The 20,037-nt window shown below is 36.6% G+C and carries 16 protein-coding genes; 12 read left to right on the top strand and 4 right to left on the bottom strand.

Annotated features, from left to right (window positions below; genetic code table 11):
* The first annotated feature begins 505 nt into the window (after nucleotides 1–505).
* Nucleotides 506–1,618: an FAD-dependent oxidoreductase gene (locus GWI68_RS18255; protein ID WP_166541200.1), complete on the top strand. Its 1,113-nt coding sequence runs from the start codon at nucleotides 506–508 to the stop codon at nucleotides 1,616–1,618.
* A gap of 9 nt (nucleotides 1,619–1,627) precedes the next feature.
* Nucleotides 1,628–2,395 (top strand): GNAT family N-acetyltransferase, encoded by a 768-nt coding sequence (locus tag GWI68_RS18250; RefSeq protein WP_166541199.1) that lies wholly within the window; start codon nucleotides 1,628–1,630, stop codon nucleotides 2,393–2,395.
* A gap of 47 nt (nucleotides 2,396–2,442) precedes the next feature.
* On the opposite strand, the gene GWI68_RS18245 is transcribed toward GWI68_RS18250, so the two are convergent.
* Nucleotides 2,443–3,039, bottom strand: coding sequence for a sugar O-acetyltransferase (locus tag GWI68_RS18245; RefSeq protein WP_166541198.1), 597 nt, complete (start codon nucleotides 3,037–3,039; stop codon nucleotides 2,443–2,445).
* Nucleotides 3,040–3,119: 80 nt separating this feature from the next.
* Nucleotides 3,120–3,878, bottom strand: a complete 759-nt coding sequence (locus GWI68_RS18240) for a DJ-1/PfpI family protein (protein ID WP_166541197.1) — start codon at nucleotides 3,876–3,878, stop codon at nucleotides 3,120–3,122.
* Nucleotides 3,879–3,963: 85 nt separating this feature from the next.
* Here GWI68_RS18240 and GWI68_RS18235 point away from each other — a divergent pair, with 85 nt between their 5' ends.
* Complete coding sequence (locus GWI68_RS18235; RefSeq protein WP_166541196.1) at nucleotides 3,964–4,587, top strand: TetR/AcrR family transcriptional regulator; 624 nt, start codon at nucleotides 3,964–3,966, stop codon at nucleotides 4,585–4,587.
* A 26-nt stretch (nucleotides 4,588–4,613) separates the two neighbouring features.
* Here GWI68_RS18235 and GWI68_RS18230 read toward each other — a convergent pair whose 3' ends face one another.
* Nucleotides 4,614–5,339, bottom strand: coding sequence for a sulfite exporter TauE/SafE family protein (locus GWI68_RS18230; RefSeq protein ID WP_166541195.1), 726 nt, complete (start codon nucleotides 5,337–5,339; stop codon nucleotides 4,614–4,616).
* Nucleotides 5,340–5,481: 142 nt separating this feature from the next.
* Between GWI68_RS18230 and GWI68_RS18225 the strand changes: the two genes are divergently transcribed.
* The 6 genes from GWI68_RS18225 to glgP all read left to right on the top strand — a co-directional run bounded on the left by GWI68_RS18225 (nucleotide 5,482) and on the right by glgP (nucleotide 16,278).
* Nucleotides 5,482–6,363, top strand: a complete 882-nt coding sequence (locus GWI68_RS18225) for a LysR substrate-binding domain-containing protein (protein WP_243733460.1) — start codon at nucleotides 5,482–5,484, stop codon at nucleotides 6,361–6,363.
* Nucleotides 6,364–6,727: 364 nt separating this feature from the next.
* Entirely contained in the window at nucleotides 6,728–8,911 is a 2,184-nt protein-coding gene (gene glgB, locus GWI68_RS18220; RefSeq protein ID WP_166541194.1) for a 1,4-alpha-glucan branching protein GlgB, read from the top strand.
* Nucleotide 8,912: 1 nt separating this feature from the next.
* Nucleotides 8,913–10,982, top strand: a complete 2,070-nt coding sequence (gene glgX, locus GWI68_RS18215; RefSeq protein WP_166541193.1) for a glycogen debranching protein GlgX — start codon at nucleotides 8,913–8,915, stop codon at nucleotides 10,980–10,982.
* Between the two features lie 21 nt (nucleotides 10,983–11,003).
* Entirely contained in the window at nucleotides 11,004–12,353 is a 1,350-nt protein-coding gene (gene glgC, locus GWI68_RS18210; RefSeq protein WP_166541192.1) for a glucose-1-phosphate adenylyltransferase, read from the top strand.
* Complete coding sequence (glgA, locus tag GWI68_RS18205) at nucleotides 12,350–13,783, top strand: glycogen synthase GlgA (protein WP_166541191.1); 1,434 nt, start codon at nucleotides 12,350–12,352, stop codon at nucleotides 13,781–13,783. The genes glgC and glgA overlap by 4 nt, the downstream gene beginning before the upstream one ends.
* 44 nt (nucleotides 13,784–13,827) lie before the next feature.
* Nucleotides 13,828–16,278 carry a glycogen/starch/alpha-glucan family phosphorylase gene (gene glgP / locus GWI68_RS18200; RefSeq protein ID WP_166541190.1) on the top strand — a complete coding sequence of 817 codons (2,451 nt, stop codon included), beginning with the start codon at nucleotides 13,828–13,830 and terminating at the stop codon, nucleotides 16,276–16,278.
* 82 nt (nucleotides 16,279–16,360) lie between these two features.
* Here the strand turns inward: glgP and GWI68_RS18195 are convergent, their stop codons facing one another.
* Nucleotides 16,361–17,011 (bottom strand): metalloregulator ArsR/SmtB family transcription factor, encoded by a 651-nt coding sequence (locus GWI68_RS18195; protein ID WP_166541189.1) that lies wholly within the window; start codon nucleotides 17,009–17,011, stop codon nucleotides 16,361–16,363.
* Nucleotides 17,012–17,104: 93 nt separating this feature from the next.
* On the opposite strand from GWI68_RS18195, the gene GWI68_RS18190 reads away from it, so the two are divergent.
* From GWI68_RS18190 to GWI68_RS18180, 3 genes are all read left to right on the top strand, one after another.
* Nucleotides 17,105–18,520, top strand: coding sequence for an MFS transporter (locus GWI68_RS18190; protein WP_166541188.1), 1,416 nt, complete (start codon nucleotides 17,105–17,107; stop codon nucleotides 18,518–18,520).
* 205 nt (nucleotides 18,521–18,725) lie between these two features.
* Nucleotides 18,726–19,508: a hypothetical protein gene (locus GWI68_RS18185; RefSeq protein WP_166541187.1), complete on the top strand. Its 783-nt coding sequence runs from the start codon at nucleotides 18,726–18,728 to the stop codon at nucleotides 19,506–19,508.
* Nucleotides 19,509–19,646: 138 nt separating this feature from the next.
* Nucleotides 19,647–20,036, top strand: coding sequence for a RidA family protein (locus GWI68_RS18180; protein WP_109408180.1), 390 nt, complete (start codon nucleotides 19,647–19,649; stop codon nucleotides 20,034–20,036).
* Nucleotide 20,037 lies beyond the last annotated feature (1 nt).

Here is a 20,037-nt window from a genome sequence, read left to right as displayed (position 1 = left end):
CTATCATATCCACAATAATTTTTTTGTAAAACAATAATCTTTATATAAACTAAAAATAAGTTAATTACTCTGCTTTTGTTAATAAAAAGCAGTTTGTAAGTCTTTTTTACTTATTCATATTGGATTAAAAAACTGGTTTGACTATGCGTTATAGTATGATGCTGAAATTAAAATTTAAACAGTGATAAAATTCAAAATAAAAAATAATTATAGTCTTATAAACTATAAAAAAGACAAATATAAGAGGTAATATCCCATTGTTTATTTTGTGTTATAGTTTTTTATTCCTTTTGTGATCTGCATCTACCCAATATTGTCAAAATAAAAGCAATAACAGTCAATATCTTTATGAAAAATAATGATTTTTATAAATGCATCATTGAATGTATTAGCACAAAAAGTGAGAGGATAAATAAGATTATTTTTCTCAAAACCATTATTCTGTGTTGTTTTTTATAATTAGCATAAAAATTACCTTACTTCCTATTACCGTTAAGAGAATAAAATGGATATAAGCGCCTCATCGCTATCTCAAAAAACACAAAAGAAAATTATTATTGTTGGTGCTGGTATAGTTGGTGTAATGCAAGCTTGGTATCTTGCGAAAATGAGTAACATGCAGATTATCTTATTAGATAAAACCAATGCAGGAGCTGGTGTAACAAGTGCTTCATTTGCTTGGCTAAATGTCTCTTATGGACGACCAGATGCTTATCAACAATTACGAGCAGAAGCGATCCATTGTTGGCGAGAACTTGATAAAGAGACTCAAGGAAAATTAAATATTGATTGGGCAGGTGCAATAAGTTGGATGTCTTCTGACAAAGAAACTGCTCAATTTATTCAATCACATCACCAAGCTGGCTTTAATGTCCAAGCATTAAATAAAGAACAATTGATCCATAAAGTACCTAATTTATCCAAAGCCCCTGAGCTAGCGGCTTTTGCAAGTGATGAAGGTGCTGTGAACCCTTTTCATGTTATTGACATATTATTACGGCAAGCCCAAGAAATGGGCGTAAAATACAGAGCTAACACTGAAGTCATTCGTTTGATAGAAGAAGATCATCGCATTATTGGTGTAGAAACAGAAAATATTAAAATGCATGCTGATCATGTTATTTTAACCGCGGGAGTGGGCGCTTTAGCGTTATTGTCTGAAAAAAGTATTAATTTACCTTTATATGCATTACCCAGTATTTTACTCAAATTAACAACAGATGCTGAAACGCCGTTTTTACCTTGCATTATCTCAACACCAGAAATGGAGTTACGTCACTTTGCTCAAAATGAGATTATTGCGGCTGAGGATTACATTGATAATAGTGATGAACATCACCCTGAGCACATTGCATTCCATGCACAAGCGACTTTTTATGATAATTTTACGCAAACAGGTAAACTAACGATTGAACAGGTTACTGTTGGTGAAAGACCCATGCCTAAAGATGAAATGCCAATTATTGGAGAAATATCTCCTTATCAGGGACTATATCTTGTTACTATGCACGCCGCCGTGACGTTGTCACCTTTATTATGTAAATTGGTTGCACAAGAACTGATTTACGAAAAAGCGAATCCTTTATTAACTCCTTATCGCTTATCACGATTTAGCTAGAGAACCATTATGGATGCACAACTGTATAAAGAATTTAAAATAGTAGAAAAAGCCTTTTGGTCAGAAATTTGTGAAAATAATATTCGTATTGGTGATCATACTCATTGCTTTATGACACCAATGGATGCGCCAATTTTTAACTTTATTTATTTACGTCAAGGCGCAACAGAAAGCTCGTTTCAGCAGGCCAGTACCCTTTTCTCATCGCAAAAAAAAGATCATATTCTGGTTTTACCTGAATCATTATTGCCTGAATTTGAAGAAATTATAAAAAATGCAGGCTATACCGGTGACGGTATGACAACAGCAATGTATTTAACATTGTCAGAAGCGGTTTACCCTTCTTATCGAAATAATCCATGCGATATTATTCTCACCAATCATAACCTAGAACAATGGGCACATCCGTTAAAAACAGCGTTCCCTGTGGGAGATGATAGCGATGATACGATTGTTAATGAATATATTCGTTATCACCAAAAAGCATTAGATAATGGTGCGGCTATTTTCCATTATGCTCTGTTAGTTGATGGTCAGCCCGTATCGTCATTAACGCTGACGTTACATGATAAATTAGCGCGTTTTGATGATATTGGGACAGATGTTGCTTATCAAGGCAATGGCTATGCTACTCATTTGATTAAACATGTTTTAGAGTTTTGCCGTGAGCAAGGTGTAGAGCGTTGTTTCTTAGATGCATCCGCAGATGGTTTAGCGCTATATCGTAAGTTTGGTTTTCAATCACTCTTTAACTATTTAAGTTTTATTAAAGAGTAACCTTATCATAAGGCTCAATAGACTTATTGAGCCTTGATTTTTAGTAATTAAAGTTTCAACCTTCTTTCTGCATCTGTTTTATCTTTATCACTGATTTGTCTTATTACACGACAGGGATTGCCAACAGCAACACAATTAGCTGGAATAGATTTTGTTACTACACTGCCGGCACCAATAACACAATTATCACCAATAGTTACACCGGGTAAAATAATGCACCCTGCACCTAACCATACAGAATTGCCAATAGTAATAGGTAATGCATATTCGAGCTCACTGCTGCGTATTTCAGGATCGATCGGATGAGTTGCAGTTAAAATGCTAACATTAGGTGCACACATTACATTGTTTCCAATTTTTACAGGCGCACAATCTAATATCGTTAAATTGAAATTGGCATAAAATCCCTCCCCAATTTCAATCAATTCACCATAATCACAATGAAACGGGGGTTCAATAGTAAAGCTATCGCCTGTTTTACCCAAAAGCAGTTTTAAATATGCCTTTCTTTTTTCAACTTCAGATGGTCGCGTTACATTAAAATCATAAATAATTTCGCGAGCTTTTACTCTAAGTGGCTCTAAACTATCATCTTTACATGCATGATAAAGATGACCTGATACCATTTTTTCGTATTCTGTCATTGTGATACTCCGAAATTGAATAAAACAGTTTAGATAAACTTCAATATTTATCACCTCATTCTAGCGTGGATTAACCTAAATTAACGGCATTTTTTAAGACCATTACGTGCGGCTTGATGAAATTGAGCATTTAGATTAGCGGTCAAACTTTGTGAAATAGCAGTCATTTCAGATCCTGCAAGTGTGGGGGAACCTGTTCCGAAAGGAGGACGAGGATCATATTCAATCGCGAGTTCAACCAATTGAGCAAAAGGTGTACCAAGTAATTGTTCTAATACTAATAATGAGGCATCAAACGAACCTGTGGCTGGCCCTGAAGTATAAATATTGCCATCAATAACAACATCACTTCCCTCTACTGCTATGGCCCCCATATCAGGTAACATCGGAACGACATTTGAATTACTGGTTGCTTTTTTACCTTTTAATAATCCTGCCGCACCTAAAACTAAAGAGCCGTAACATGTACCAATAACATAACGTGCTTTATTACCCATATTAGCAAAAAATGTTAGTGTATCTTCATCTTCAACAATTTCTGGTGGTACCATTCCTACGACGAGTACATCAAGATCTTCTGGGCATTCATCAAAAGTCATGGTGGGCATTGTTGGCCAACCAATATACCCTTCAACTAACTCCTTCTTTTTCCAGATCAAATAAATTTCAGCACTTGCAATCGTAAAGACTGATTGAGCGCCATTAATATCCATAGGCATAAAGCCTGGACAGACAAAAATACCTATTTTCAATGGCTTTAATTGCTGTTTACGCCCATCTTCAACAAGTTTGATAATGGAGGGCATATTTTTTCCATACAGCATTTCATTGTGATTCATTTTACTTTCCTATTTTGTACTGGTTAGTAAAATAATGACATTTGTTTTATACTGAGTAAATGAATTTCTTACTAACTGGTATAAAATGCAAAAAAAAGGTCGCCCTCGTCGTTATGATAGCGATGCTGCTCTTGAAAAAATAATGGCATTATTTTGGCGAAAAGGATTTACTGCAACATCGATGGATGACTTGGTCATTGAAACTCAAATGAATAAGCCAAGTCTTTACGCTGCATTTGGTAATAAAGCCGCATTGTATGAAAAAGCCATTGAACGCTTTAATCATATTGCTTCTACGCGTTATCGCCATGAATTAGAAAAACAGTCACCGAAAGATAAAATTACCGCAAGAGTAAATCGGTATCTGAATTCGGCTATCCATTTTTATACAGATAATGATGGATTAACTGGTTGTATGGTACTTTCAACCGCAGTAACTGAAATTGCCGATCCTGCAATCAAAAATATGCTTAATCGGGTTATTAATGCACAAACTCAGCAAGTTGAAGATGCCTTGCAAGAAGTGTTAGAGGCCGGTGAACTAAAAGAAGGAACTGATATTCACACCATTGCATTGGGGGTGATTGCGTTATTGCATTCCATTTCTTTAAGAGCAAGATCAGGAGCTACAGTTGATGAATTGTTGCCACTCGCTGATCTCTCATTAATAATATTAGCGCCTTATTTATCAGATTATTATGATCAATAAAGAAAATAAGTAATTACATTCGTTATTTAAGAGAAAAAACCATTAAAAAGCAGTGAGCCACCAGCAAAAATTAACATGACATCTAGTAGCCCTTGGAATAGCTTAGGTGTCAGTTTTAATACCAGCTTTTTGCCAAGGAAATTGCCTATGGTTAAGCCACAACCCACTAACACGCCACTAATTAGGATAAAACTATTAACTGCACCAAGTTGGCTAAAAGTTAGGGCTTTGGTGAGATAAATAACAAACGAAGCGGCCGCTTCTGTAGCTAGTAATGGCCCTAGTGTTAGCCCATATGCAGAAAATATTGGAATAGTTAATGGCCCAGTAGAAAACACCACGCCCGTTAAATAGCCGATAACCGCGCCAGCAATAATAACTTGATAAGTTTTCATTTTAATTTGATGTTGGCGTAATAAATGAATAATTGGGATCATCAGAATGAAGAACAGCCCCATCCCGATATTGAGCCATTTTTCAGGCATAACCCATAATGTATTGGCACCTAAAATAACCGCGGGAATACCGGGTAATAAATAATAAAAAAGTGGCTTAAAACGGATACTATGACGCCATAAGTAAATGCGAGATAAATTCCCCATTACGGAGGCAAGAGCCATAATAGGCACCGCCTCTTTAGCGCCAAATACATAAGTTAATGCAGGAATAAGTAAAATAGACGAACCTGTTCCAACCACTCCGCTGATAACACCAGAAAACACTGCTAATAAAATAACCGCGATAAAACTCATTATCATCCTTTAAGTTCAATAAGTTAAAGATGCTTTATCATACCTGCCTTCTTTATTTTTACCTGTGATAAAATATCACTGTACTGTGAGTTTTAATCAGAAAGACCGCCTTATTGGTGATAAGTAAACTATAGAGAAAATTATGATGAGAAACCTTCCTCCATTACCTTCATTGCGTGCTTTCTTAGTTGCTTGTCATAGCCAAAGTTATACAGAAGCGGCACAAACACTATGTGTAACTCATGGTGCGATTAGCAGACATATTCAAGTTGTTGAAAAATGGTTTGGTGTTACGTTATTTAACAAACAAGGTTTACGCCGTGTACCAACTCCCTATGCATTAACATTGGCACAAGAATTAAGTGATGTTTTTGATAAGCTAAATGACATTGGTGTTCGTTATGGCAATGGTGGTAAAAACGATATTTTAAATATCAGTGTTCCTACAACATTATGTTTAAAATGGCTTATTCCAAGAATGGAGGATTTTTATCTTCAATATCCTAATGCCAACATTCAAATTGCATCAGCAAATAGTGAGCGATTTCACTTAATCAGCCATGATGATTTAATTATTCGTCCGCAACCTCAGCAACAAGAGTATTCATCTCTTGTTTTTCTAAAGGATGTGCATTGTTTAGTTGCCTCTGAAAAGCTCCTTAAACGTTACAGCGTCACAAATGTGGAAGATGTTTTTAATTGCCCTGTCATCGATACACTTACTCGTCCTGGTCATTGGCAACAATGGCTAATAGCGGCTCAACTTAATACTCAGCGATCATTTTTGCGTCAGTATCGCTTTGATCACTTTCATATTTCTCTTCAAGCAATTATCGAAGGTTTAGGAATAGGTATTGGCCCAATCTCAATTTTATCGAATGAAATAAATCGCGGAACTTTAAAAATCTTATTTCCTAACATTCAAATAGCCCCTCTTTATTACTATGCATTAACACCATTAGGTGTACAAAAAACCAAAACACACCTCGATTTTGAACAATGGCTCACACAACAGAAAAGTTAATTCTGCTAATGAAATAAGTGTTTTTTTTTCATAAAAATGACGATTTTACTCTTATTACTTATACTTTTTAAAACTCCATATTAAATATTTAATTAAAAATATTTAATATCAGCCTCTTTTTTAGATTAGGTAAAAACGCTATTTGTGCTGTATTTATAATTCGCGATCTTACTCTACCTCTCACATCAAATGTATTTGCATTCAATCAATTAAAGACAAATTTTAAGTATATTAACCCATGATGATTATTTTGTTTTTAAATAATCTGTTAAAAACACTTATTGTTTAACTTAAATTAACGTTCTATGCTGATATTTATATATAAAATTTATTAATTTATTTGCTAGCAACGAAGGACGATAAGATGTCTGTAGCTGTGACAAAAAAAACAATAGAAAAGCTAATTAATGGGTATGAGTCTGACCCTTTTGCACTTCTTGGTATGCATGAAACATCGGCTGGTTTAGAAGTTCGTGCATTTTTACCTGATGCTGTTTCAGTCAGTGTCATCGATAGAAAGAATGGCAGAAAAGTCGCGACATTAGAACGCAAACATCCTAGTGGTTTTTTCTGTGGTGCAATCCCCCGACGTAAACGTCGTTTTAGTTATTGTTTAGATGTTACTTGGGAAAATGCACAAGGGATTGTTGATGATCCTTATCAGTTCGGTATTTTACTGCAAGAAATGGATATTTGGTTTTTAGCACAAGGTCATCATTCTCGCCCTTATCAATGTTTAGGCGCTCACCCTGCTAAATTAGGTGATATTGATGGTATTACTTTTGCTGTATGGGCACCCAATGCACAAAGTGTGAGTGTGGTTGGCGATTTCTCATTTTGGGATGAAAGACGTTTTCCTATGCGATTACGTCGTGAAAGTGGAATTTGGGAGCTTTTTATTCCACAAGCTCATCTTGGTGATTGCTATAAATACGCTATTTTGGATGCCAATGGAGAACGTCGATTAAAAGCAGATCCTTATGCTTTTGAAACGCAAATACGCCCTGAAACTGCATCAATCATCAATACATTACCTCCCGTTAAGCCAATGCCATTGCCACGTCAGCAAGCGAATCAACGTAATGTGCCTATCTCTATTTATGAAGTTCATCTAGGTTCATGGCGCCGACACACTGACGATCAAAGTTGGTTAAGTTATCGTGAACTAGCCGAACAGTTAATTCCCTACGTTAAAGAAATGGGCTTTACCCATATCGAACTATTGCCTATTAATGAGCACCCTTTTGATGGCTCATGGGGATATCAACCTTTAGGGTTATATTCACCAACTCGTCGCTTTGGGTCACCTATGGATTTTCGTGATTTTATCGAAGCGGCTCATCAGGCTGAAATTAGCGTTATTTTAGATTGGGTTCCTGGGCATTTCCCTGAAGATGACTACGGTTTACGTAATTTTGATGGTACATCACTCTATGAATATGCTGATAGACGAGAAGGCTTCCATCCTGATTGGAACACATTAATTTATAACTATGGGCGCAATGAAGTACTGAATTACCTTTCAGGCAATTTATTGTATTGGCACGAACATTTTGCGCTTGATGGTTTCCGTTTCGATGCAGTTGCTTCCATGCTTTATCGTGATTACAGCCGAAAAGAAGGTGAATGGATACCTAATAAACACGGTGGACGTGAGAATTTAGAAGCCATTGATTTTATTCGTCATACCAACAAATTATTGGGTGCAACTTGCCCAGGTACTATCACGATTGCAGAAGAATCAACCGATTTCCCAGGTGTTACCCTACCGCCTGATGATGGTGGTTTAGGTTTTAATTACAAATGGAATATGGGTTGGATGCACGACACGTTAGCTTATATGCAACGAGATCCTATCTATCGTAAATACCACCACAATCAAATGACCTTTGGCATGCTCTATGCCTATAACGAAAACTTTGTTCTGCCTCTTTCTCACGATGAATTTGTGCATGGTAAAGGTTCGTTAATAGGTCGTATGGTGGGTGATGATTGGCAAAAATTTGCCAATTTACGGGCATATCTTGGCTTTATGTGGGCTTATCCCGGCAAAAAATTACTATTTATGGGATGTGAGTTTGCACAGTGGCGTGAATGGAACCACGACAGTAGTTTAGATTGGCATCTTCTCGAAGAGCCAAATAGCCCGCACCAAGGTGTTCAACACTTTGTACGAGATTTAAATCTTTCCTATCAAGCCAATGCCCCGCTTTATGAGTGTGATTTTGAACGCGAAGGCTTTGAATGGCTTACCGTTGATGATCACGACAATTCCGTCTTTGTTTTTTGCCGTAAAGATGCACAAGGCAATGAAATTATTGTTATCAGTAATTTCACTCCTATTGTTCATCATAATTACGTTGTCGGTGTAAACAAAGCGGGTTCATATCAAGAAATACTCAATAGTGATTCTGAGTTTTACAACGGCAGTAATGTAGGAAATTTAGGTGAAATAGAGACAACTGCAAGTGCATTTAATGGCAAGCCTCACTCCTTGTCATTGTCACTACCGCCACTTGCGACGCTGTATTTAAGATTGAAGGATTAATATGTCTTTAGATTATGGTCGCCCTTTTCCTATGGGCAGTCATTATGATGGTTATGGAGTAAATTTTACACTCTTTAGTGAAAATGCCACTAAAGTCATACTCTGCCTGTTTGATAAAGCAGGCAAAGAGATCCGCTATCCATTACCGGGTAAAACTGGCTCAATTTGGCATGGGTATTTGCCTGGTGCAGGGCCTGGTTTACATTATGGTTATCGTGTAGAAGGCGAATGGGAACCAGAAAAAGGATTATTCTATCAACCTCAACAGTTGTTATTAGATCCTTATGCGAGGCAAGTCACAGGCATAGTGGATAACACCTTGCCTTATACATCCCCTGTTTTTAATGCATTAGAACATGATGATAGTGCAATAACACCTAAAGCAGTTATCACGGATGATAGTGGTTGTTTTTGTCACTATTATAAAGAAAAAGGCACTTATCAGCGTTTAAATACACCGTGGTCAGAAACCATTATTTATGAAGGTCATGTAAAGGGACTAACAAAACTACATCCTGAAATACCTGAAAAATTACGGGGTACTTATGCAGCATTAGGACACCCTGCTTTTATTTCGCATTTGAAAAAATTAGGTATTACGGCATTAGAATTATTACCTATTCAATATCATTTAACCGAGCCACATCTTCATAAAATTGGTTTAAAAAACTATTGGGGTTATAACGTATTAGCGCCTTTTGCTTTATCGACACAATATTATTCCAACACTGGTCGAAATATTATTGATGAATTTCGAGAAGCCGTAAGATGTCTGCATAAAGCCAATATTGAAGTCATCCTAGATGTGGTATTCAATCACACTGCTGAATTAAGTGACCAATTTGAAGGTTATATTGTTTCTCAACGTGGTATTGATAACCAAAGCTATTATTGGTTAAACGATGAAAGTAAAGCCCAAAATTGGACAGGATGTGGTAACACTCTCAATTTAAGTCGCCCTGAAACGGTGCAGTGGGTAATGGATTGCCTACGCTATTGGGTTACTGAATTTCATATTGATGGCTTCCGCTTTGATTTGGCAACCAGTCTTGGCCGAGTTCCTTATTTTGATACACAATCGCCATTATTAACGGCTATTCGCCAAGATCCGCTTCTTTCACGCATTAAACTTATCGCAGAGCCATGGGATTTAGGCTCTGATGGTTATCAAGTCGGTAATTTCCCAGTTCCATTTACAGAATGGAATGACGGCTACCGTGATGTTATTCGTCGTTTTTGGTTATGGCGAGATGTATCTATTGCAACATTTGCAGACAACATTACTGGCTCTGCAAAGCTATACCATAAAAACGGTCGGCCTCCCTATTCTAGTATCAATATGATAACAAGCCATGATGGCTTTACACTGCGAGATTTAGTGAGTTATCAGAATAAACATAACGAGGAGAATGGAGAATCAAACCTAGATGGACATAACACCAATTACAGTGTGAATTTTGGTGAAGAGGGTTTGATAGTTAATGAAAAAATAAGTCAATACAGATTGCTTGCGACAAGGAATATGCTGGCAACCTTACTGCTTTCTAGAGGAACACCTCATTTACTCGCCGGTGATGAAGTGGGTAATACGCAATATGGTAATAACAACGCTTATTGTCAGGATAATAAAGTCAGTTGGATCAAATGGTTTCAACAACCTTATGACTTAACTGATTACATTCGCCACCTTATTGAATTACGTCACCAAATTACACCTTTAAGTTCTCTTAAATGGTGGGAAGAAGATAGTGAAAACGTTATTTGGTTCAATCAAGATGCTCAACCAATGAGCGATGAAGATTGGCAACAACTTCCGCCCTCACCATTACAACTTTTTTTAGCGCAACAATGGATTTTAATGATTAACCCATTAAGAAACAGCGCTGTCTTTTCTTTACCTGAAGGGTCTTGGTCTTGCTTGCTTGATACGGCTAGCTGGCCTCTTTGTCACCCAACACAATCTCAGCATTGTGAAGTACAACCTAACAGTATCACCCTTTGGCGAAATAGCGTTTTTTATACTCAGTCTTCTACTGAAAAATTACCCAATATTTCCTCCCAAGTTAAGTAATTTGATTGGAGTGCTATAACTATGATGACAACAGAACAAGGCCAAAAATTAATGTTGGCACAACAACTTCCTAAAGAGGCGATTGCGCTCGTTTTAGCTGGAGGTCGTGGCACACGCTTGAAAGCATTGACAGCGAAACGTGCAAAACCGGCGGTTTTCTTTGGTGGGAAATTTCGAATTATCGACTTTACGCTATCAAACTGTCTTAACTCAGGGATCCGTCGTATTGGTGTAATAACCCAGTATCAATCGCACTCCCTCGTTCAACATATTCAACGCGGTTGGTCATTTTTTAACGAAGACATGAATGAATTTGTTGACTTATTACCAGCTCAACAACGTCGTAATACCGAACATTGGTATATGGGTACGGCTGATGCGATATATCAAAACCTTGATATTCTTCGTAGCTACAAAGCTAAATATGTGGTGATTTTAGCGGGTGATCATATTTATAAAATGAACTATGCGCGTTTATTACTTGATCACGTTGAAAATAAATCAAAATTTACCGTTGCCTGTATTCGAGTTCCTAAAGAAGATGCATTTCAGTTTGGTATTATGGACATCGATGAAAATCGTCGAGTACTAAATTTCCTAGAAAAACCATCAAATCCACCGTGTATTCCTGATGATCCAGAGCATTCATTAGCGAGCATGGGGATTTATGTGGTTGATAGAGATTATCTATTTGATTTACTGGAAGAAGATAGCCGTGATCCTGATTCACATCATGATTTTGGCCAAGATATTATTCCTAAAATCACTGAACGTGGTGATGTGTTAGCTCACCCATTTGAACTCTCTTGCGTTAGTTCTGATCCGTCTGTAGCACCTTATTGGCGTGATGTAGGAACCATTGAAGCGTATTGGTCTGCAAACCTTGATTTAGCCTCAGTGACACCTGAGCTTGATATGTATGCCAAAGATTGGCCAATTCGCACCTTTATGACCCCGCTACCACCTGCAAAATTTGTACAAGATAATCATGGTGAGCATGGGCAAATGATGAACTCTTTGATTGCAGATGGCTGTATTATCAATGGCTCAACTCTCTATTCTTCTATTTTATTCCCATTGGTTCGTGTTGAATCTTTCTGCCACATTGAAGATTCTGTCATTTTACCAGATGTTACCGTGAGTCATCACTGCTACTTAAAACGTTGTATCATCGAGCGTAGTTGTACTATCCCCGAAGGGACAGTCATTGGTATGAATGCAGAAGATGATGCGGCTCGTTTTCATCGTACTGAAGAAGGTATTGTGCTAGTGACAAGAGAAATGCTTGAACAATTAGCACATCAAAAAAAAGAAAACCCAATTGAGAAAAACGAAGAACAGAAACCTCAAAATGAGGAGGCATTTTCGTGAATGTGCTTCACTGTTGTTCTGAGTTATTTCCTCTGCTAAAAACAGGGGGATTAGCTGATGTTATGGGCTCTTTGCCCCTAGCTCAGAAAAAAATAGGCTTAGATGCGCGGGTTGTTATACCCGCGTTTCCTGCGATTAAAGATAATATTGTTGATCTCAAATTAGTCACTGATGTTGATACCTTTGCAGGTCATATTTCTTTGCTTTATGGTCAATACCAAGGTATTGATATTTATCTTATTGATGCACCTCATCTTTATCAACGAGCAGGCAGCCCTTATCACGATGAATATCAACATGCTTATAGTGATAATGTTTTTCGTTTTGCCCTATTAGGTTGGGTTGCCAGTGAATTATCCGCAGGATTAGATCCTTTATGGCGTGCTGATATTGTTCATGCTCACGACTGGCATGCGGGGTTAGCTTGCGCTTATTTGGCTGTAAAACACTATCCTGCAAAATCGGTTTTTACAGTTCATAACCTCGCTTATAAAGGCGAGTTTTCACCTTATCATCTTCATCAACTTGAATTACCTGATTACAGTTTTTCAATTAATGGGTTGGAATATTATGGACAGATTTCATTCTTAAAAGCGGGCTTATTTTATGCAAATCATATTACGACGGTTAGCCCAACATATGCCAAAGAGATAACGCGCCCTGAATTTGGTTATGGACTTGAAGGTTTATTGCGTCAACGTACCGATGAACAGCGATTAAGTGGCATATTAAATGGTATAGATGAGGCGATTTGGGAGCCTGCAACGGATAACTTAATTACACGTCGCTATGATATAAAAAACCTCAATAAACGCCTAGAAAATAAAACAGCATTACAGAAAAAATGCGGTTTACCTGTTAATAATAATGCCCCTCTTTTTGCTGTTGTGAGCCGTTTAACATCACAAAAAGGGCTTGATTTAGTGATTGACGTATTACCTGATATTGTTGATCAAGGTGGTCAATTTGTGTTGTTAGGCACAGGTGATAGCCATCTTGAATCCGCATTTTTACATGCTCAACAACAATACCCTCAACATGTTGCTACTCATATTGGTTATGACGAAAGTTTTTCACACCAAGTTATCGCGGGTGCTGATGTGATTATGGTGCCTAGTCGTTTTGAACCTTGTGGGTTAACTCAGCTATATGGCTTGAAATATGGCGCACTTCCTTTAGTGAGACACACCGGTGGATTAGCTGATACGGTGAATGATTGTTCATTAGAAAATCTAGCCCATCATCAAGCCACAGGTTTTGTTTTCCATGAAGCAACACCTGATGATTTGCGTCTTGCTATCAATCGAGCCTTTACCTTGTGGGGTATGCCAAAACAGTGGCAACAAGTTCAAACAGATGCCATGAGCCAAACTATTTTTAGTTGGGAAACAGCGGCTAAGACCTATGCAGCGCTGTATCACCGTTTATAGACATGATGTCTATTTGACCTGTGGATCACCAAAAGAGATTTATAATGAAAAAGTTATGTGAATTTGATTATTTATCACCAGATAAGGATGTTGAATCGTTAAAGCGTTCTATTGTTTATAAACTGATGTTTATTGTTGGTACTTCCCCTAAATACGCCACACCAACAGATTGGTTAAATGCAACTTCCTACGCGATACGAGACCGTTTAGTTGAACGTTGGTTGAAATCAACCAAAGCTGAACTTTCACCGAAAGTAAAACAGGTTTACTACATTTCGATGGAATTTCTTATGGGACGTTTTTTAACGAACGCTATGCTTTCTTTAGGGGTTTATAACGAAGTTAAAGAAGCATTAAAAGAATTAGGACTTGATCTTGAAAAGCAAATCGAACTTGAGCCAGACCCAGGTTTAGGTAACGGCGGTTTAGGTCGTTTAGCGGCGTGTTTTCTTGATTCTTGTGCCACATTAGGTTATCCGGTGACAGGCTATGGTATTCGCTATGAATACGGTATGTTCCGTCAGCAAATTCAAAATGGTGAACAGCATGAAGTTGCGGATAACTGGCTTGAGAAAGGTAATCCTTGGGAATTCCCTCGTCATGATGTGCAATTTGAAGTGGATTTTGGCGGGCGTTTACAACAAGAAGGTGATAAAAGTTATTGGGTTGATACCTTGAATGTGCTGGCTCAACCTAATGACTCTATTGTTCCTGGTTATAACACACAAGCAACAGATACCATTAGGTTATGGTCTGCTAAAGCAAATGGTGCGTTTAATTTAGGTAAATTCAATAAAGGTGAATACCTTGAAGCTACAGAAGCCAAAGATCGCTCTGAAAATATCTCTCGTATTCTTTACCCAGATGACTCAACTATGTCAGGTAAGATGTTGCGTTTGCAGCAAGAATATTTTTTAGTCAGCGCCTCTATTCAAGATATTTTGCAACGTCATTATCATCTTCATCAACGCTTTGATAATTTAAAAGATTTTATTGCCATTCACCTTAACGACACTCACCCTGTTCTCGCTATTCCTGAATTAATGCGCCAACTTATTGATAAGCATGGATTTAGTTGGGATGAAGCATGGAAGCAAACAATCTGCATATTTTCATATACCAATCATACGTTAATGGGTGAAGCATTAGAAACATGGCCTGTTGATATGATAGGACGCGCACTTCCTCGCCATTTACAAATTATTTTCCAAATCAATGATAAATTCTTAAAGCAAGTTAGAGAACAATATCCTAATGATAACGACTTATTACGTCGTGTTTCTATTATTGATGAAGAAAATGGTCGTAATGTCCGTATGGCTTGGCTTGCGGTAATTATTAGTCAGCAAGTTAATGGAGTTTCTGAACTTCATAGCCAATTAATGGTGCAATCCTTATTTGCTGATTTTGCGATGATCTATCCTAAGAAATTCTGCAATATTACCAATGGTATTACCCCCCGTCGCTGGCTGGCATTAGCTAACCCTTCTCTTTCTCAAGTCATTGATAACCAGATTGGTACCAACTGGCGAACCAATTTAGAGCAATTAGGTGAATTAATGCCACTGGTGAAAGACAAAGATTTCTTACACCAATTAAAAGACTCAAAGCGACTGAATAAACAAAACTTGGCTAACATTATTCAGCAAGATTTGAATATTACCATTAATCCTGATGCGTTATTTGATGTGCAAATTAAACGTATTCATGAATATAAACGTCAACTTCTCAATGTGTTAGGTATTATCACTCGTTATAATCGTATTCTAGAAAATCCAGAGAAAAACTGGGTGCCTCGCGTATTTATTTTTGGAGGTAAAGCTGCGTCAGCTTATTATAATGCGAAAAAAATTATTAATCTTATCAACGATATTGCGGTGAAGATTAATAATGACGAGCGTATTAAAGATAAACTAAAAGTGATCTTCATTCCTAATTACGGCGTGAGCTTAGCGCAACATATTATTCCTGCTGCGGATTTATCTGAACAAATATCTTTAGCTGGCACAGAAGCTTCTGGTACAGGTAATATGAAATTTGCGTTAAATGGTGCGCTAACTATCGGAACTCTGGATGGTGCTAATATTGAAATTGGTGAGCATGTTGGTTTTGAAAATATGTTTATCTTTGGTCATAACGCACAAGAAGTTGCTGAGTTAAGACAGCGTTATTCGCCACGTCGCTATTATGATGAAGATGTTGAGCTACATACAGTGCTCAATCAAATCGCTAATGGCTTCTTTAATCCAACTTCTCCTGATAGATATAAATCAATTTTCGATAGTTTAATTGAGTTTGGCGATCATTATCAGGTATTAGCCGATTATCGTAGCTATGTGGATACTCAAGATAGTGTTGATGTTCTCTATCAAGATGGAGATGCTTGGTTGAAAAAATCTGCATTAAATATCTGCCAAATGGGTTATTTTTCTGCAGATCGTGCGGTAACAGAGTATATGCAACGAATTTGGAAAGCTTCTGCAATTACCTTGTAAAAAATAAACTTATTTTCTAAGGACAGAACGTAACCGCGCTTTATTGCGCGGTTTTGCTTTTATTGTTCAAGCATGAATAAGATTAGATTTTAATGTGGTAAGCACAACGTCTTGCACCTTCTAAGATATATTCAACACGTTGTAGTTCTACCCCTAGTGTTTCAGAAAATAACTCTTTTTCTGTATTACAAAAACCTTGGCAAACTTTAGCTGCGGCACATATTGGGCAATGATCTTCAATAAACAGGTATTCGTTATCTTTTACTTGTTCCCAGTGCGCCATATAGCCTTCTTGACTACGCAGAGAAGCTAAAATATCTAAGCGTTCTGTTAGTTCATCAGCTTCTCTTATTGCTTGAGTGTAGCGTTCATAGCTCTGTTTTTTTCGTGCAAGAATAATTTTATCAATCGCATCTTCACCCAATTCTTCACGAATAGTCATCAGAATTTGTGCTGTTAATTCAGCATGAGTATCTGGAAATTGCTTTTGCCCTAATTCTGTTAAGTGCCAATATTGAATAGGTCGTCCAACCCCTCTTGGCTCAGTTATTGCTTCAACCAATCCTGCGCTGGCAAGCTTTACAAATTGTTGCCTTGCCGCTTCGCTACTTGTACCAAGACGTTGACCAACATCATTTGCTTGCATTGGCCCATGTTTTTTAATTAAAAACAGAATTTTATCGCCAACACTACGTTGAGCAGGATAATTATATTCCAAGTTTTTTCTTGACATATTAGACGTCTCAGTATTTATTAATCCAAGTTTTACCTTGGTAATTTAACGAAGCTATGTCGTAATAGCAATAAAAGAAGGATATTTTTTCTAATGATCCCAGATAACAATAGCCAATGGCGTGATCTTTTCTCAGGGAAAAATGGGGCAATTTCATTTGCACTTTCCTTTGGTGTCGTGATCCACGCAATTAATATTTTAATGGCAACCACGATTTTACCCTCAGTTGTAACCGATATTGGCGGAATGGGATTATATGCATGGAACACCACGCTATTTGTTGCGGCCTCTATTATTGGTTCGGTATTATCTGCACGCTTATTAAGTTTATTAGGTGCCAAAGGTGCCTATTTGATAGCAACGGTACTTTTTTTTATTGGTAGTTTATTGTGTACAATAGCACCTAAAATGGAAGTCATGCTAATTGGTCGATTTGTTCAAGGCCTTGGTGGTGGGCTTTTATTTGCACTTTCCTACGCCATGGTGAATATCGTTTATGATCAAGCATTATGGCCAAGAGCAATGGCATTAATTTCAGGAATGTGGGGGGTTGCTACATTAATTGGCCCTGCTATTGGTGGAATTTTTGCTCAATTAGATGCTTGGCGTTATGCCTTTGGTATTATGTTACCTATCATGCTTTTTTATGGTATTTACCTGTGGTTTATCTTACCAAAGAATGATAACGAGGCTCCAAAATCATCATCACAAAGTTTACCTTATCTTCAGCTAATAATTTTAACAGCGGCAGTTTTGCTTATTTCATCAGGTAGCCTTTCTTCTTCACTCATCATCAACTTACTCAGTATCGTGGTGGTATTTGGTTTAATTGGTATACTTATTTTTTGTGAGAAACGCCTTTCTGTTCGATTATTACCGTCAAATACTTTTAAAGGTCTTTCTTTACATGCCCTTTTATATCTGACTATCTCGTTATTAGCGATTGGCATGACATGTGAGATCTTTGTCCCTTACTATCTACAAAGCTTGCATATGCAAACACCTTTAGCTTCTGGTTATATGAGTGCATTAATGGCGTTAGGTTGGACAGTTGCTGAAGTGATTAGTGCAAGTTGGCAAGGCGCTAAAATGCGTTTTAGTATTTTAAGTGGTCCTATTATTGTTTTTGCTGGTTTATTAGCGTTAGCTTTCGTTATTCCAAATCCATTGCTGCAATCGGAAAATGCGGTTAGTCTTTCTATTATATTATTCGCTTTATTCTTAGTGGGATATGGTATTGGTTTTGGTTGGCCACACCTATTAACACGAATATTACAAGCCGCATCAGAACAAGATAAAGATATTGCAGGTGCTTCGATTACCACGGTACAGTTATTTGCAACTGCACTCGGTTCTGCTCTTGCTGGTATGATAGTTAACTTAAATGGCTTTAATAGCGGTACACCGGAAGGACTTTCTTCTTCTGCATCTGCCCTTTTCTTATTTTTAGCATTCGCACCATTAATAGCGATTTATACAGCGTGGAAAATAACGCGGTGCTCATACTAAAGCTTCTATACTCAAATAATTAAGAGGTGATTTTTTCACCTCTTTTTATTTTTTGTTTACATTATCTTTTTACAGCTTACATATTTCATTCTTTTTTTATCTTTAAATTAAAAATAAATATAATCGTGCATTTTATAAAAGACGTATTTACTTATTAGTCTAATAATATAATAAAGTATTATTTTTATATATTTAGGATAATGAAATGATCAATGTTTTATTTGGAAATAAATGCAGAATATCTTATAAGATAGATCAGAAAAAATCAGTAAAGATTGATGAAATCTCAAACTATCAAGCGTTGTTAAAAAATATTAATGATGCGAAAAATACATTTGCCACATTGAAATACAAAGAAAAACAGATAGATATTAATCTTAAAGATGTAAGTCAAAGACTCGCAATTATGATGCTAGAAAGCACGGTAAAAGATTTAGACTCGCCAATAACTAAGAAGCTGACACTAGAACAGATGATAGAAAAATGGGAACAAGAAGAAAGAGTTACGCTTATATCGGCCATAATTAATAGAGAGATTGATCATATTTTTTCTAAAAAAGGTACACGTTTAACAGATGAAAATCGAAAAAAAATATTCGATGAATTGAGCAAGGAATATCACATTGAAATAAATAGTAAATGTGCCCAAAGTTCCATTATTCAATCACTATTACGTGATACTCAAGTAATGGAGAAAATATCATCACTAAAGATAGATGATATATTAAGAAATAATTTAGCTATTAAAACTCTTAATAATGAATTATTAAAAATAGAAAACAATTCTCAAGAAAATACTAATACCATTAGTAATATTTCTAATGATAATAATATGATGATAAATATCGAGTATTCAAAAATAAAAGGAGATCTGTATAACGATTTGGCAAAAAGTGTTTATAATACATTGTTTTATAATGATAAAATCAAACCAATCTCTTTTGAAGATATCATTCAAAAAGTCAATTATTTAACATTAAAACAATGACAAGATCATAACCGTTCTTTGATTTTTTTATAAAAAAAATTTATTGGCAAATAAGTAAATGAACTATTGATCTAACATTAGACATTATGTATAAATAAGTATACATTTTATCTAACTTAAGTGAAATAGGAAAATACCATGGCATCACATCTTACACTACAAAATATTGAAACCCTTGCCTCACCTGGTGGGCATTACTCTCATGTTGTTACTGCAAATAATATGTCATTTATTTCTGGACTATTGCCTTTAGATAAACAAGGAAATCCATTGGCAAACAAGCCAGTTGAAGTTCAAATCACACAAGTTCTTGAAAATTTAAATGCCTGTCTTCTCGGAATAAATGCAAAGAAAACCGATATTGCTCAAGTAAAAGTCTATGTGACTGATATTAATGAATGGCCCGTTGTTAATGAGCTATATGCAAAATGGATTGGCGAACATAGACCCGCAAGATTAGTCGCTGGCGTAAAAGAATTACATTTTGGAAGCAAAATTGAAATTGAAGCCGTGGTGATCAAGGAGTAAT

The sequence above is a fragment of the Proteus sp. G2669 genome (assembly GCF_009915245.1).
Taxonomy (GTDB): domain Bacteria; phylum Pseudomonadota; class Gammaproteobacteria; order Enterobacterales; family Enterobacteriaceae; genus Proteus.
This window is presented reverse-complemented; position numbering and strand designations above follow the sequence as displayed.